The organism is Achromobacter pulmonis (assembly GCF_902859765.1).
In the GTDB taxonomy this organism is placed as follows: Bacteria; Pseudomonadota; Gammaproteobacteria; order Burkholderiales; family Burkholderiaceae_B; genus Achromobacter; species Achromobacter pulmonis.
This window is the reverse complement of record NZ_CADIJV010000036.1, coordinates 1-15,158: the sequence shown is the minus strand read 5'-3', so window position 1 is coordinate 15,158 and position 15,158 is coordinate 1. Positions and strand designations below refer to the sequence as shown.

Below are 15,158 nucleotides of genomic sequence, written 5' to 3'. Positions count from 1 at the left end.
TCCGCCGCGATTATTCCCCCCATTGGCAACAGGGTGGGTTAGCGCGCGTCGGATCATCGCGACATCAACCCGCCAGCGGCGGGTTTTTTGTTGGCTCGCCGATTGGTTTTTTTCCGAGGCATGCCATGCAATCACATTCCGAATCGTCCCCAGCCGCCGTGCTGCACTTGCTGTGCGGCAAGATCGGCGCTGGCAAATCGACCCTGGCGGTGCGGCTGGCATCGCTACCGCGCACCGTGCTGATCAGCGAGGATGCCTGGCTGGCGGCCCTGTACCCCGGCGAGATCCGCGAGGTGGCGGATTATGCGCGCTGTGCCGGCCGCCTGCGCCAGGCGATGGGCGGCCATGTCGCCGCGCTGGTCCGGGCGGGGTTGTCGGTGGTGCTGGATTTTCCCGCCAACACGCGTGCCAGCCGGGCGTGGCTGCGCCAGGTGGTCGACGCGGCGGGGTGCCGCCACCAACTGCATTTCCTGGATCTGCCCGACGCGGTCTGCAAGGCGCGGTTGCGGGCCCGCAATCAATCCGGCACGCATCCGTTCACCACCAGCGAGGCGCAGTACGACGCCATCACGGCGTATTTCGTGGCACCGCAGGACGACGAGGGGTTCGAGATCGTGCGCTACGGGCAGGGGTAAGCCGAGGGTTCGGGATGGTGCGGCGGCCTGCTATGATTGCTGGATAAATATCCAGTCATTTTCCGGTCGATGTTGCCCGCGCACCGCTACTACTACCTGCACAATTTCCAGCGCGCCCTGGCGTGGGTCGGCGACCGCTATGCCGATCTGCTGGACGATCGTGAACGCCGCTTCATGGCGGATTTCACCGGCCTGCCGCAGGCATCGCGGGCGTTGCTGGTGCGCATGCTGATGCGGCGCGGGCCCTGGTTCCGCGCCAGCCGTCTGGTGTACGAGGAAATCCCCGGCACGGCCGAGGCCGCCGCGCCATTGCTGGCGCTGGGTTGGCTGGACGCCGATGCCCCGATGACGCTGGACGAGCTGTTCGCCTTGCATACGCGGCCCGAACTGGACCGGCTGTTCGCCATCCCCGCGGCCAAGGGGGCGGGACGCAAGGCGGATCTGCTCGAAGCGCTGCGCGCCCGCCATCCCGAGGCCCGGCCTCATGCCTGCTGGGTATCGGGCGCGGCGGCCGGCGTACCCGCCGACCCGGCATGGCGGGTGGCGATCGCCGATCTATGCGAACGGTTCCGGCTGATGTTCTTCGGAAACCTGCACCAGGACTGGTCAGCGTTCGTGCTGGCCGATCTGGGAGTCTTCCAGTATGAAGCCGTGCCGTTCGAGCCATCGTCGCGGGCTTTCCAGGCGCGCGGCGATGTCGACCGTTATCTGGCGCTGCACGCCTGCCGGCAGGCACTGGACCAGGGCCTGGATGTGGAGGCCCAGCTGCGCGCGGTGGCCGAATGCGCCAGCGACAACGCCTGGCTGGAGAAGCGTCGCGCCAAGGTATTGCTGCGCCTGGGTCAGGCCTGCGAACGCGCGCAGGATTGGCAGGCGGCCGAACAGGTGTACGGCCTGTGCGCGTATCCCGGGGCGCGTCATCGGCGTATCCGGGTGTATGAGCGCATGGCGCGCTTCGATCAGGCGCTGGCGCTGGCCTTGCAGGCCGAAGCCGAGCCGGAAAGCGAGGAAGAATCCCAACGGCTGGCGCGCATGCTGCCGCGCCTGCGCCGCAAGGCGGGTCAGGCGGCGCCGCGTCCGGCGCCGCCGCGGGTGCTGCGGTTCGACCTGGAACTGGATCGCCCCGAGCCGCCCAGGCCGGTGGAATTGGCCGCCCGCGACCATCTCCATTGCGACGATGCGCCCGTGCATTACGTCGAGAACGCGCTGATCAATTCCCTGTTCGGCCTGTTGTGCTGGCCGGCGGTGTTCGCGCCCTTGCCAGGCGCGTTTTTTCACCCGTTCCAGCGCGGCCCGGCCGACCTGGACGCGCCCGACTTCCATGCCCGCCGCGAGGCGCTGTTCGCTGCCTGCCTGGCGCAACTCGACACGGGCGAGTACCGCGACACCATCCGCCGCCGCTATGCCGACAAGCAGGGCGTGCAATCGCCTTTCGTTTTCTGGGGGGCGCTGGACGAAGCGCTGCTGGAACAGGCGCTCGCTCATCTGCCGCCGCAGCACCTGAAGCGGTTCTTCTTGCGGCTGCTGCGCGACGTCAAGGCCAACCGCTCGGGTCTGCCCGATCTGATCCGCTTCCAGGCGCAGGCGCCCGGCTATGAACTCATCGAGATCAAGGGGCCGGGCGACAAGCTGCAGGACAACCAGATCCGCTGGCTGGACTATTGCGCCGAGCATGGCATGCCGGTGCGGGTCTGCCATGTCAGGTGGCGGGGGCCAGGAGTATGACGTACACGGTGGCGGTACGGGCGCTGTGCGAGTTCACGGCCCGCGAAGGCGACCTGGACCTGCGCTTCACGCCCGCCCCCAGCGGCCTGGAGGGCATGGCCGGCCACGCCGCCGTGACGGGCCGGCGTGGCCCGGCCTATGAAACCGAGGTGGCGCTGACCGGCCAGCACGACAACCTGCTGGTGCGGGGACGCGCCGACGGCTATGACCCGGTGGCCAACCAGCTCGAGGAAATCAAGACCTATCGCGGCCGCTTCGACAGCGTGCGCGACAATCACCGCGCCGCGCACTGGGCCCAGGCGCGGGTCTATGCGCACCTGCTGTGCCTGGCGCGCGGGCTGTCGCAGATTCGTGTGGCGCTGGTGTACTTCAACGTGGCCACCGAAGAAGAAACCGTGCTGGCCGAAACGCGCGACGCCGCCTGGCTGGCGGCCTTTTTCCGGGAACAATGCGCGCGTTTTCTGGACTGGTCCCGCACGGAGCTGGCGCATCGCCAGGCGCGCGACGCGGCACTGGAACGGCTGGCGTTCCCGCATGGGGAGTTCCGCAGCGGGCAGCGCGAGCTGGCGGTGTCCGTGTACCGCGCGGCGCGCGATGGCCGCTGCCTGATGGCGCAGGCGCCCACCGGCATCGGCAAGACGCTGGGCACGTTGTTCCCGCTGCTCAAGGCGGCGCCGGGCACCGGGCTGGACAAGGTCTTCTTCCTGGCCGCCAAGGGCTCGGGCCGGGGCCTGGCGCTGGCGGCGCTGGACAGCCTGAACGCCCAGCCCGCGCAGCCCCGCCTGCGGGTGCTCGACCTGCAGGCGCGCGACAAGACCTGCGAGCATCCGGACAAAGCCTGCCACGGCGACTCCTGCCCGTTGGCGCAGGGCTTCTACGACCGCTTGCCGGCAGCGCGCGAAGCGGCGCTGGCGCAGGCGCGGCTGGACGCGCCGGCGGTGCGCGCCACGGCCCGGGCCCACCAGGTATGCCCGTATTACCTCTCGCAGGAGCTGATCCGCTGGAGCGATGTGGTGGTAGGCGACTACAACTACTACTACGACGCCACCGCCATGTTGCACGCGCTGGCGCAGGCCCACCAGTGGAAGGTGGCGGTGCTGGTGGACGAGGCGCACAACCTGGTTGATCGCGCCCGTCGCATGTATACGGGCGAATTGAACCCGCTGGGCCTGGCGGCGGCGCGGCAGGCCGCGCCCAAGCCGCTGAAAAAGCCGCTGGACGGCCTGCAGCGTTCCTGGACGGCGCTCAACAAGAAGCAGGCCGAGGCCTACCAGGCCTACGACGAGGCGCCGGCCGGCGTGCTGGCGGCGGTGCAGAAGGCGGTGGCCGCCATCACCGACTACCTGGGCGAGTCGCCGCTGGCCCAGGACGATCCGGTGCTGGCGTTCTACTTCGAAGCGCTGCATTTCCTGCGGCTGGCCGAGCAGTTCGGCCCGCATGCGCTGTTCGACGTGACCCGGGCCGCGGGCGCGGGGCATGGGGCCAAGACGCCGCCTTCCACGCTCTGCGTGCGCAATGTGGTGCCGGCCCCGTACCTGGCGGCGCGCCATGCGGCGGCCCATGCCACGGTGCTGTTTTCCGGCACGCTGAGCCCGCAGCAGTTCTACCGCGACACCCTGGGCCTGCCGCAGGACACGGCCTGGATCGACGTGGCCGCGCCGTTCCAGGCCGAGCAACTGGCAGTGAGGGTGGTGGGCCACGTGTCCACCCGCTATCGCGACCGTGAGCGTTCGCTGGCGCCCATCACCGACCTGATCGCGGCCGAATACGCGCGCCGGCCGGGCAATTACCTGGGCTTCCTGAGCAGCTTCGACTACCTGCGGCAGGTCGCCGAGCTGATGCGGCTGCGCCATCCGCAAGTGCCGATCTGGCTGCAGACGCCGGGCATGGACGAGCCCGGCCGCGCCGCGTTCCTGGCGCGGTTCACCGAAAGCGGCCAGGGGGTCGGCTTCGCGGTGCTGGGCGGTGCGTTTTCTGAGGGGGTGGACCTGCCTGGCAAGCGCCTGATCGGCGCCTTCATCGCCACCCTGGGATTGCCGCAGGTCAATGCCATCAACGAGAACATCAAACGCGCCATGGCGCGGCGCTATGGCGAGGCGCAGGGCTACGACTACACCTATCTCTATCCCGGCATGCAGAAGGTGGTGCAGGCCGCCGGCCGCGTGATCCGCACCGAGCAGGACGTGGGCACGGTGCATCTCATCGATGACCGCTACCGCCGCGCCAAGGTGCGCAACCTGCTGCCCAGTTGGTGGCGGGTGGATTAGGGCCGCCGCCGGGCGCCCGCGGGGCAGGCCCTGGCCCTAGAAGGTCGTGGGGCGCAATTCGGTCGGCTGTTGTGCCGGGTCGCGGCTGAGCTGGTAGCCATACCACAGGCTGCGCGCCATGCGCTTGGCCATTTCGCCGGCGGCATCGGCCAAGGCGCGATTGGGTAGCGCCGCCAGGGTCTCGCCCCAAAGCGCCAGCCAGCGTTCGAACAGCGCGGCGCTCAAGTGCGGCATGGCCACGTGCTTGGGCATCGGCATGCCGGTGAAACGGCGGGTGCCTAGCAGCACCGCGGACCAGAAGTCCGACAGGGTCGCCAGGTGTTGGTCCCAATCGTGTACCTGGGACGCGAACACCGGCCCCAGCGCATTGTCGGCGCGCGCCTTGGCGTAGAACGCATGCACCAGGTCGCGGATCTCGGTTTCGGTGCAGATGTCGGGTTCGGACAAAAAAATCTCCTGGCGGCATGTCACGGCAGCGCGAATAGTAGGGCGCGACGGCGGCAGGACGGATTGATCTGGCGCAAACTGCCGCCGCTCCATGCGCGCGGGCGCCGGCTCCCGCTTGGCGGCCATTCAATGCGGCTGGGGCCGCGCTCGCGCCATCGGGGCCATCTCGGGCCTGGCCAGCAAGGCATGGACCAGCAAGGCCAGCAACAACGCGAATCCGGCCAGGGCGTACAGCACCTGCCCGAAGGCCGCATCGTAGGCCTGGTGCAGCAGGCCGTTGGCGCCGGGCAGCAGCGCGCCGGCCTCGTCCAACTGGCCCAGCGCCGCACGGTTGGCGGCCTGCAACAGGGCCTGGGCGCCGGCGTCCGGCAGGGCGAGCGCGACCTGGGCGTGGATCAGTGTGGCCAGCAGGGCGCTGATGGTCGCGATGGCGACGCCATCGGCCGACACGCGCACGGTGTTGAAGATGCCGGTGGCCATGCCGACGCGCTCGGGCGGCGCCACGCTGACCGCCATCGCGTCCATCAGACCCCAGGGCAAGCCGATGCCGATACCGATGAGGCTCATCGGCAGCCACAGCCCGTCGGCGTCGCTGCCCAGGTCGTGCGCCAGCCAGGCCAGGCCGGCGGCGGCCAGTACCAGTCCGGTGCTGGACAGCGTGGCGGGGCTGAAGCGGCGCGTCAGCAGCGCCGCCAGGAACGGCACCCCCAGTAGCGGCGTGGCCAGGCCCATCATCAGTTGGCCGGCGCGCAGCGCGCTGTGGCCGTCGATGCCGATGAAGCGGCCGGGCAGGATGGCGATCAGCGCGATGAAGAGAAAGGCCGGCGAGGCGGCGAGGGCCTGCACGCCGACAAAGCGCGGGCTGCGAAACAGCGACAGGTCCAGCATCGGATGCGAGGCGCGCGTCTCGGTGATGATGAAGGCACCGCCCAGCAGCACGGACGCCAGTAGCGAGCCGGCCACGGCGGCGTCGCGCCAGCCGTTCTCGGGCGCCAGCAACATGCCGTAGGTGAACAGCCCCAGCGCGCCGGTGAAGCTGAGCGCGCCGCGCCAGTCGAAACGGCCGCCGGCCGCGCCCGTCGAGGCGCGAACGCTGGCGGCCACCAGTGCCAGGCCGAGCAGGCCGACCAGGCCGGTGCCGTGGAAGACCCAGCGCCAGCCGGCCGTCTGCACCAGCCAGCCGGAAATCAGCGGCCCGAACGACAGGCCGATGCCGAAGGTGGTGCCCAGCAGACTGAAGGCGCGGGCCCGGGCCGCGCCATGGAACAGCGGCGCCAGCGACGACATGGCCGCGGCAAAGGCCGCCGCGCCGCCCACGCCCTGCATCAGCCGCAGGAAGTCGATCCAGCCGGCCGACGGCGCCCAGGCGATGGGAAAGGTGAAGACGCAGAACCAGGCCAGTCCGCCCAGCCAGACGCGGCGCGGGCCGTACAGATCGGTGAGGCTGCCCGACACCATGATGACGCTGCCGTAGGCCAGGATGTAGCCATTGAGGATCCAGTTCAGTTGCACCGGCGTGCCGCCCAGCGCTTGGCTGATCGCAGGCAGCACCACGGCGGGGCCCGTGAAGCACAGGGGAATGAGCACGGCGGTGAGACAGGCGGCCAGCAGTTGCAGCCAGCGGTTGGGGGCGGGGGAAGCAGGCAGGGAGGTCATGTCGATAGCGATGTCGATAACGTGAAACGAGGCTGTGGCCGGCTCGGCCCGGCAAACAAGGCAATGGCGTCGGCGCGCGTCGAGCGTCCGGGAACGCAGTGCCGGCAGAATAGGCAGCCATCAATAAAAGAAAAATAGGCTAGGATTCCGAATATTCCGGACATGAAAGTCCGCATTGAAGGAAGCTTGGCGATGGACAGCCTCAGCGGTATCGGTGTTTTCGTGCTGGTGGCGGACACCCGCAGCTTCGCGGAAGCGGGGCGGATGCTGGGTGTGTCGCCGTCGGCGGTCGGCAAGAGCGTGGCGCGGATGGAAGCGCACCTGAAAGTGCGGTTGTTTCACCGCAGCACGCGCCACATCACCTTGACGCCGGAAGGCGAGAAATTCCTGGAACGGTGTCGCCGCATCCTGTGCGAAGTGGAAGCCGCCGAGCTGGAACTGTCCGAGGCAGCCGGCACGCCCAGCGGCCGGCTGCGCGTCAGCCTGCCGCGCTACAGCCGCCTGTTCGAACCGGCCATCGCCACGTTCATGCAGCAGTATCCGCAGGTGCGGCTGGACCTGGATTTCACCGACCGGATGGTCGACGTGATCGGCGAGGGGTACGACGCGGTGGTGCGTTCAGGCGAGATGCAGGACTCCGGACTGAAGCGCCGGCGCCTGGGACAGTTCCGCCGCATCCTGGCGGCCACGCCCGACTACTTGGCGCGGCATGGCACGCCGCGCCGCGCCAGCGACCTGTTGCGCCATTGCTGCCTGCATTACCGCTATCCCAGCACCGGCAAGCTGGAGCAGTGGCCTTTGAAGACCGCCGCTGGCGCACCGGCGCCCGAACTGCCGCTGACGCTGGTCTGCAACAGCGTCGAGACCCGCATCTTCCTGGCGCTGGGCGGGCTGGGCATCGTCTGCCTGCCGGACTTCACCATCAAGGAAGAGCTGGCCGCGGGTCGGCTGGTGACGGTGATGGACGAACGCACGCGCGGCAACGCCACCATGTGGGCGCTGTGGCCGGCCAGCCGCCACCCGTCGCCCAAGCTGCGGGTGTTCGTGGACCACCTGGCGCGGCACACGTTGGGGTGACGCGTGGGCGGCGCGGCCATTCCCGCGTCCTTGGCGGGGTGGCTCGACCGGATCGGTCTGTTTTCGGGCAATAATGATACTTATTTCGTTTTTGGCAACCCTCATACCGATTCGTGTCCGCGCGCCGGCGCTCGCGCGTCGCAGGGCGGCCGCGGGTGGGGAACAACAAGATGCATTCCAAGAGAAACAATCTGTGGCGCGCCCGCTGGCTCGCCCTGGCGCTGGCCGCGGGGCCGGGCGCCGTGCTGGCTCAAAGCGCGCAAGGCCGGGTAGCGCCCGGCGTGCCGGTGGACACGGCGCTGGCCCTGTCCAGGGGCGAGTTCGTGGCCGGCCAGTGGGAAGCCGCGCCGGGCGTGGCGATAGACCTGCTGGACGCCGACGGACGCCACCTGCGGCGCCTGAGCGATGCCGAACGGCCCGCCGGCGGGCTGATGCTGGTGGCGCCCGCCGACGGCCGCTATACCGTGCGCGCGAGCGGACAGGGCGCCTACCGCTGGACGCTTAGCCAACGCGTGCCGCTGGAGGCGCAGCACGCGCCGGCGCCCGCCATCGACAGTCCGCGCCTGGCGGCGCTGGCGCATGAACTGACACAGGGTGGCAATACCGAGGCATTCTGGCGCGACATGGCGGCACGGGGCACGCCGCTGGTCGAACCTGTTGACGCCACGCACGACCGGGTCACCTTCCTCTGGCGCGGGGCCGAGCGCAACGTGCGGCTGTTCGGCGGGCCCGGGCATGACCATACGATGCTGATGCGGCTGGGCGCGTCCGATGTCTGGTACGCGAGCTTCGTGCTGCCGCGCTCGACACGCCTGTCGTACAAGCTGGCGCCCGACGTGCCCGAGTTGCCCGGCCCGGACGTGGCGCGGCGGCGCGCCATTTTGGCGACGGCGCAGGCCGATCCGCTCAATCCCAAGCCCTATCCGGCACGCGGGGTGGACGCCTTCCAGTACGCCTCGGTGCTGGAACTGGCCGATGCGCCGCCAGAGCCGTGGGTGGCGCCGCGCGCGGGCGTGACACCGGGCACGGTCGAGACGCGCCCGATCACCAGCGCCATTCTCGGCAATACCCGTGACATCCAGCTGTATCGCCCGGCCGGTTGGCGGCCGGGTGGGGCCGACAATCATGTGCTGGTGTTGTTCGATGCCGGCCCGTACCTTAACCGGGTGCCGACGCCCATCATCCTGGACAACATGATCGCGGCCGGCGTGATTCCCCCCACGGCGGCGCTGCTGATCTCCAATCCCACCGCCGAATCGCGTGGCCTCGAGCTGCCGCCGAATCCGGATTTCGCCGACTTCCTGGCGCGCGAATTGATGCCCTGGGCCGCGCGTCAGGGCATCGCGGCGCCCGCCGCGCGCACCGTGATCGGTGGTTCCAGCTATGGCGGGCTGGCGTCGTCGTATGCGGCGCTGCGCCACCCGGAAGTGTTCGGCAATGTGCTGAGCCAGTCGGGCTCGTATTGGTGGGGCCAGCCAAGCGGCGAAGACCAGTGGCTGACGCGCCAATACGCGGCAGTGCGCAGGCTGCCGATCCGCTTTTATCTGGTGGCGGGCCAGTTCGAGACGGGGCGCGCCGGCCAGCCGGGCATCTTCGAGACCAACCGCCATCTGCGCGATGTCTTGCAGGCCAAAGGCTATGTCGTCACCCATCGGGAGGTGGCAGGGGGGCACGACTACCTGAGCTGGCGCGGCACGCTGTCCGATGGCCTGATCGACCTGATCGGCGCGGGCGCGCCGGCGCGTTGAAACCGTGGGGGAGGGATTGATATATGATAATCGTCATATTCAAGCATCGTCATTCCCCCATCCCGGAGCTTCCCGCATGACTTCCGATTCGACCCTGGCGGGTGGCGCCGCCGCTGCCCCGCAACGCGAACCCAGCCTGGTCGACCAGACCGGCGCCGGTCTCGATGGCCTGGCGCAATTGCGCGCGCTGCTGGCCTCGGGGCGCAAGCCGGGCATCCTGGTGTCGCTGGATTTCGATTTCGTCGAGGCCGAGGAGGGCCTGGCGGTGTTCGCGGGCACGCCGGGCCCGCATGCCTACAACCCCATCGGCACCGTGCACGGTGGTTACGCCGCGACGTTGCTCGATTCAGCCTGCGGTTGTGCGGTGCATTCGCGGCTGTCGGCCGAGCAGGCCTACACCACGCTGGAATTGAAGGTGGCCTATCACAAGGCCATCACGCGCCACAGCGGCCGGTTGCGCGCCGAGGGCCGGGTGTTGTCGTTCGGGCAGCGGGTGGCGTATGCCGAGGCCAAGCTGACCGATGCCCAGGGCCGCCTGCTGGCGTCGGCCACATCGACCCTGTTGGTGTTCGCGCGTCCGCCGGCCTGAAAGCGGGCGGGGCGTAGGGGGCGGGGCGGCCCGATGGCTTGCCCGGCCCGACCGCTTCGGGCCGGACCGCGCGGCGGGTGCGGCATTGGCGTAGTATCGTCGGCCTGCCAGGAAAAAAGCGGAGACAACACCATGAATGCAGCCACGCCGGCGGCCACCGGCCGCCTGAACGATATCGTCGCCATGCCCGCGCATGCGCTGTCGGACGCGATCCGCCAGCGGCGGCTGTCATGCCGCGAGGTCATGACGGCCTACCTGGACCAGATCGACGCGGTCAACCCGGCGCTCAATGCGCTGGTGGCGCGGCGTGAGCGGGATGAACTGCTGCGCGAGGCCGATGAGCGCGATGCGCAGTTGGCGGCCGGGCAATGGCTGGGCTGGCTGCACGGCATGCCGCAGGCGCCCAAGGATCTGACTGCCGTGCGCGGCATGGTCACGTCGATGGGATCGCTGGTGTACAAGGACTACGTGAGTCCGCAGGATTCCATCCTGGTCGAGCGGATGCGGGCGGCCGGCGCGATTTTTGTCGGGCGCAGCAACGTGCCCGAGTTCGGTCTCGGATCGCATACCTACAACCCGGTCTACGGCACCACCGTCAATCCCTACGATGCGTCCAAGAGCGCGGGCGGCAGCAGCGGCGGCGCGGCCGCTGCCCTGGCGGCGCGCATGCTGCCGGTGGCCGACGGCAGCGACTTCGGCGGTTCGCTGCGCAATCCGGCGGCGTTCTGCAACGTCTATGGCATGCGGCCGTCGGCCGGACGGGTGCCCAGCGGGCCGTCCAGCGAGGTGTTCCTCAAGCAACTGTCGTACGAAGGCCCGATGGGCCGTTCGCCGCGCGACATGGCGTGCATGCTGTCGGTCATCGCCGGGCACGATGCGCGCGCGCCGCTGTCGCTGGGCGATGATCCGGCCGTTTTCGCGCAGCCGCTGGATGCGGACCTGCGCGGCAAGCGCATTGGCTGGCTGGGCGACTGGAATGGCTATCTGCCGATGGAGCCGGGCATCCTGGAGCTGTGCGCGCAGGCGCTGGCGGACCTGCAGGCGGCGGGTTGCCGGGTCGACGATTACCGCGTGCCGTTCGCGGGCGAGCGGCTGTGGCGCATCTGGCTGGCCCACCGCCACTTGATGGTGGGCGGCCAATATCACGATCTGGTGCGCGATCCCGAGACCCGAAAATTGGTCAAGCCGGCACTGATCTGGGAGGTCGAGGGGCTGGACGGCATGACGGCGCGCCAGGTCTATCAGGCCGCCGAGGAGCGCAGCGCCTGGTACCAGACCGTGTTGCGCATGTTCGAGGAGGTCGATTACCTGGCGGTGCCGTCGGCGCAGGTGTTTCCGTTCGATGCCCGGCTGGACTGGCCCAAGGAGATTGCCGGACGGCCCATGGACACTTACCACCGCTGGATGGAAACCGTGACGCCCTGGACCCTGGCCGGCTGCCCGGTGGTCAGCGTGCCGGTGGGGTTTGGCGCGGCCGGCCTGCCGATGGGCATGCAGTTGATCGGCCCGCCGCGGGGCGATCTGGCGGTGCTGCAATTGGCGCACGCGCACGAGCGGATACGCGACTGGGTGCAAGCCCGGCCGCCGCAAGGGTTGTGGCGCCAGCAAGGGGGGTGACCGGCTCCTGCCTGCGTCGACAGGCCTCCAGGCGCAGCGGTTTTCGTGTCCGGCTTGCCGGCGCCGGCGTGGCGCCGTCCGCCGCCGCCAGGAAATGCCCGCAGGCTTGCGGGCTTTCGTACGCGTTGTCACACCAAAAGACAAGTTTCTTGTAAGTAGGCTTTGCGTTTTTCCGACGGAAGCGGCCGGAAAGGGGAGGGTTTCCCTGATTTTCCGTAGCTGAGCGGGCGCGCCTTTGCAATAATCGCTGACTATTCCCACATTCTGTCAACGATGGGCGACGGGCGGCCCGGGACGGCCGCCGAAAACGTCAACGGCGCTGGCAAGGGCGTTGGCGAGCCGATACTGCACAAGGGCCCCGGTATGAAGAATCTGACACTACGTGAGCGCATCATCGCCAGTTTTCTGGTGATCCTGGCCATCATGGCCCTGATGGTGGTGGTCGATTACCAGCGGCTGCTGCAGGTCGAGGCCGAAGCCAAGGCAATCAATACCGACGCGGTGCCAGGTATCTACTACAGCACGGCGATCCGCGGTTCCTGGTTTGCCGGCTTCGTCGTGGTGCAGGACGCGTTTCACAGTGACTCCGAGCAGGAGCGCCAGGCCGGCCTGGCGGCGCTGCCCAAGAACGATCAGCGCCTGATGGACGACATCGAGCAATATCGCCGCACCATCGTGCGCCCCGAAGACCAGCGCATGTTCGCGGAATTCGAGAAGACGCTGCAGGCGTACATGCATATCCGTGCCGAGATTCTGGATCCGGCGATGCTGTCCGATCCGCTGCGGGTCCAGGCCAAGATCAAGTCCGAGCTGCGGCCGGCTTTCTATGCCGGGCGCGACGTGCTGGCCGACATGGTGGCAGCCAACAAACAGTTGGCCGACGAGTCGGCCATCGATATCCAGAAGGCGGTCGACAAGGCCGAGGTCGCCATGCTGGTGTCGCTGGGGCTGGCGATCGTGGCGGCGATCATCTGCGGCGTGCTGCTGATGCGCGCCATCGTCAATCCCATGAGCAGCATTGTGAAGACGCTGGAAGCCACTGGCGGCGGCGACCTGTCGCGCCGCCTGACGCTGGCGCGCAAGGACGAGTTCAATGCCATCGAGACCGGCTTCAACGGCATGGTCGACGAGCTGACCGGCCTGGTCGCCAAGACCCAGCGCTCGGCGGTGCAGGTGGCGACCTCGGTGACCGAAATCGCGGCCACTTCCAAGCAGCAGCAGGCCACCGCGTCGGAAGTGGCGGCCACCACCACCGAGATCGGCGCGACCTCGCGCGAGATCTCGGCGACCTCGCGCGAACTGGTGCGCACCATGACGGAAGTGTCGGGCGCGGCCGAGCAGACCGCATCGCTGGCCGGCAACGGCCAGGTCGGCCTGGCGCGCATGGAAGACACGATGCGCAATGTGGTGGGCGCGGCCGGCTCGGTCAACGCCAAGCTCGCCATCCTGAACGAGAAGGCCGGCAACATCACGCAAGTGGTCACCACCATTACCAAGGTGGCCGACCAGACCAACCTGCTGTCGCTGAACGCGGCCATCGAAGCCGAGAAGGCCGGCGAGTATGGCCGCGGCTTCGTGGTGGTGGCGACCGAAATCCGCCGCCTGGCCGACCAGACCGCTGTCGCCACCTACGACATCGAGCAGATGGTGCGCGAGATCCAGTCGTCGGTGTCGGCCGGCGTCATGGGCATGGACAAGTTCTCGGAAGAGGTGCGGCGCGGCATGGCCGACATGCAGCAGGTGGGCGACCAGCTGTCGCAGATCATCCAGCAGGTGCAGACGTTGGCGCCGCGCGTGCAGATGGTCAACGAAGGCATGCAGGCGCAGGCCACCGGCGCCGAGCAGATCAACCAGGCGCTGCAGCAGCTCAGCGACGCGGCCCAGCAGACGGTGGAATCGTTGCGTCAGTCGAGCGCGGCGATAGAGGATCTGACGCTGGTGGCCAACGACCTGCGCAGCGGTGTGTCGCGCTTCAAGGTCTGACCCGCCATGACCGATCTTGCCCCGCTTGCGCTGGCGGCGTCCGGCGGCACCGGCCGGCGCCGGTTGTATCTGCTGTTCCGCATCGGCGCGGACCGCTATGCGCTGGATGCCGGTGACGTGATCGAAGTGCTGGGCATGCGCGCGTTCAAGCAGGTGCCGGGCACGCCGCCCTGGGTGGCGGGCATGTTCGATTGCCGGGGCGCGGCCGTGCCGGTCATCGACCTGAGCGCGCTGGCTGGCGCCGGCGCGGCGGCCCGGGTGACCAGCACGCGCCTGGCGCTGGTGCGTTACCGACCGGCGCAGGAGCACCGCGAGCGCCAGCTGGGCCTGGTGCTGGAGCAGGCCACCGAGACCGCGCACTATGATCCGGCGGCTTTCCAACCGGCGGGACTGGATACGCCGCAGGCCCGCTATCTCGGGCCGGTGCTGAGCGATGCGCGCGGCATGGTGCAGGCGGTGAAGGTGGCCGACCTGTTGCCCGAGCCGGTGCGCGCGCTGCTGTTCGCGGCCGAGCCGGCCGCCGCGGGAGGCGCCCGGCCATGATGATGGTGGACGACTTCAGCGCGGTGCTCAAGCGCAAGATGGGCCTGGACAGCGGTTCCATCGGCGCGGCCGCGGTCGAGCGGGCGGTGCGCCATCGCATGCAGGCGGTGGGCGTCGACGACGAGCAGGATTACCTGATGCGGGTGCAGACCTCGCCGGCCGAGATGCAGCAGTTGATCGAGGCGGTGATCGTGCCGGAAACCTGGTTCTTCCGTTATCCGGAATCTCTGGCCGCGATGGCGAGGCTGGCGCGCGAACGCCTGTTCGCGCCGGGCGCCGATGCCCACGTGCTGCGCGTGCTGAGCGTGCCCTGTTCGAGCGGCGAGGAGCCGTACTCCATCGCCATGGCGTTGCTGGATGCCGGTGTGCCGGCGGCGCGCTTCCAGGTCGATGCGGTCGACATCAGCGAGCGCATGGTCGAATTCGCGCGGCGTGCCCGCTACGGCCGCAATTCGTTCCGGGGCGAGAACCTGGCGTACCGCGACCGCTATTTCACCGAGACTGCCGAGGGCCATCAACTGGCCGATGGGGTCAAGGCGCGGGTGCGGTTTCTGGCCGGCAATCTGTTCGATGCCCAGTTGCTGCCCAACGTCCAGCCCTACGATTTCGTGTTCTGCCGCAATTTGCTGATCTATTTCGACAGCGCCACGCAGGAACGCGCGGTCACGATCCTTAGGCGTTTCGCGCGCCGCGACGGCGTGCTTTTCATGGGGCCGGCCGAAACCAGCTTGATGACGGCGCGGCGCCTGCCGGCAGTGCCGCTGGCGCGCGCCTTCGCCTTCCGCGCGGAGCCGACGGCGCCGGTCGAGGCCGCCGCCTGGGCGCCCGGGGTGCCAGTGGACCGCGCGCGGGTCGATGCGCTGGCGTCACG

Annotated in this window: 12 protein-coding genes; 10 read left to right on the top strand and 2 right to left on the bottom strand. The window is 69.0% G+C overall.

All coding sequences use genetic code 11. The features are described 5' to 3' along the window. Nucleotides 1-125 precede the first annotated feature (125 nt). The 3 genes from HV701_RS22910 (at nucleotide 126) to HV701_RS22900 (ending at nucleotide 4,627) form a co-directional block, all read left to right on the top strand. Nucleotides 126-635 (top strand): P-loop nucleotide/nucleoside kinase family protein, encoded by a 510-nt coding sequence (locus HV701_RS22910; protein WP_175135301.1) that lies wholly within the window; start codon nucleotides 126-128, stop codon nucleotides 633-635. A gap of 69 nt (nucleotides 636-704) precedes the next feature. Continuing rightward, entirely contained in the window at nucleotides 705-2,360 is a 1,656-nt protein-coding gene (locus HV701_RS22905; RefSeq protein WP_175135300.1) for a VRR-NUC domain-containing protein, read from the top strand. Further along, nucleotides 2,357-4,627 carry an ATP-dependent DNA helicase gene (locus tag HV701_RS22900; protein WP_175135299.1) on the top strand — a complete coding sequence of 757 codons (2,271 nt, stop codon included), beginning with the start codon at nucleotides 2,357-2,359 and terminating at the stop codon, nucleotides 4,625-4,627. Before HV701_RS22905 ends, HV701_RS22900 begins: the two co-directional genes overlap by 4 nt. 36 nt (nucleotides 4,628-4,663) lie before the next feature. On the opposite strand, the gene HV701_RS22895 is transcribed toward HV701_RS22900, so the two are convergent. Continuing rightward, entirely contained in the window at nucleotides 4,664-5,074 is a 411-nt protein-coding gene (locus HV701_RS22895) for a group III truncated hemoglobin (protein ID WP_175135298.1), read from the bottom strand. A gap of 126 nt (nucleotides 5,075-5,200) precedes the next feature. After that, nucleotides 5,201-6,730: an MFS transporter gene (locus HV701_RS22890; protein WP_175135297.1), complete on the bottom strand. Its 1,530-nt coding sequence runs from the start codon at nucleotides 6,728-6,730 to the stop codon at nucleotides 5,201-5,203. Nucleotides 6,731-6,922: 192 nt separating this feature from the next. Here HV701_RS22890 and HV701_RS22885 point away from each other — a divergent pair, with 192 nt between their 5' ends. From HV701_RS22885 to HV701_RS22855, 7 genes are all read left to right on the top strand, one after another. Next, entirely contained in the window at nucleotides 6,923-7,807 is an 885-nt protein-coding gene (locus HV701_RS22885) for a LysR family transcriptional regulator (protein WP_175135296.1), read from the top strand. Nucleotides 7,808-7,977: 170 nt separating this feature from the next. Beyond that, on the top strand, nucleotides 7,978-9,555 hold the full coding sequence (locus HV701_RS22880; RefSeq protein WP_175135295.1) for an enterochelin esterase domain-containing protein: 1,578 nt from the start codon (nucleotides 7,978-7,980) through the stop codon (nucleotides 9,553-9,555). 76 nt (nucleotides 9,556-9,631) lie between these two features. Further along, nucleotides 9,632-10,144 (top strand): PaaI family thioesterase, encoded by a 513-nt coding sequence (locus HV701_RS22875; protein WP_175135294.1) that lies wholly within the window; start codon nucleotides 9,632-9,634, stop codon nucleotides 10,142-10,144. Between the two features lie 132 nt (nucleotides 10,145-10,276). Then, entirely contained in the window at nucleotides 10,277-11,761 is a 1,485-nt protein-coding gene (locus HV701_RS22870) for an amidase (protein ID WP_175135293.1), read from the top strand. 363 nt (nucleotides 11,762-12,124) lie between these two features. Then, nucleotides 12,125-13,744, top strand: a complete 1,620-nt coding sequence (locus HV701_RS22865) for a methyl-accepting chemotaxis protein (RefSeq protein WP_175135292.1) — start codon at nucleotides 12,125-12,127, stop codon at nucleotides 13,742-13,744. A gap of 6 nt (nucleotides 13,745-13,750) precedes the next feature. Next, nucleotides 13,751-14,287: a chemotaxis protein CheW gene (locus HV701_RS22860; RefSeq protein ID WP_175135291.1), complete on the top strand. Its 537-nt coding sequence runs from the start codon at nucleotides 13,751-13,753 to the stop codon at nucleotides 14,285-14,287. After that, nucleotides 14,284-15,158, top strand: an 875-nt coding sequence (locus HV701_RS22855; protein WP_175135290.1) for a CheR family methyltransferase, incomplete at its 3' end; no start/stop codon positions are given. The genes HV701_RS22860 and HV701_RS22855, both read left to right, overlap by 4 nt.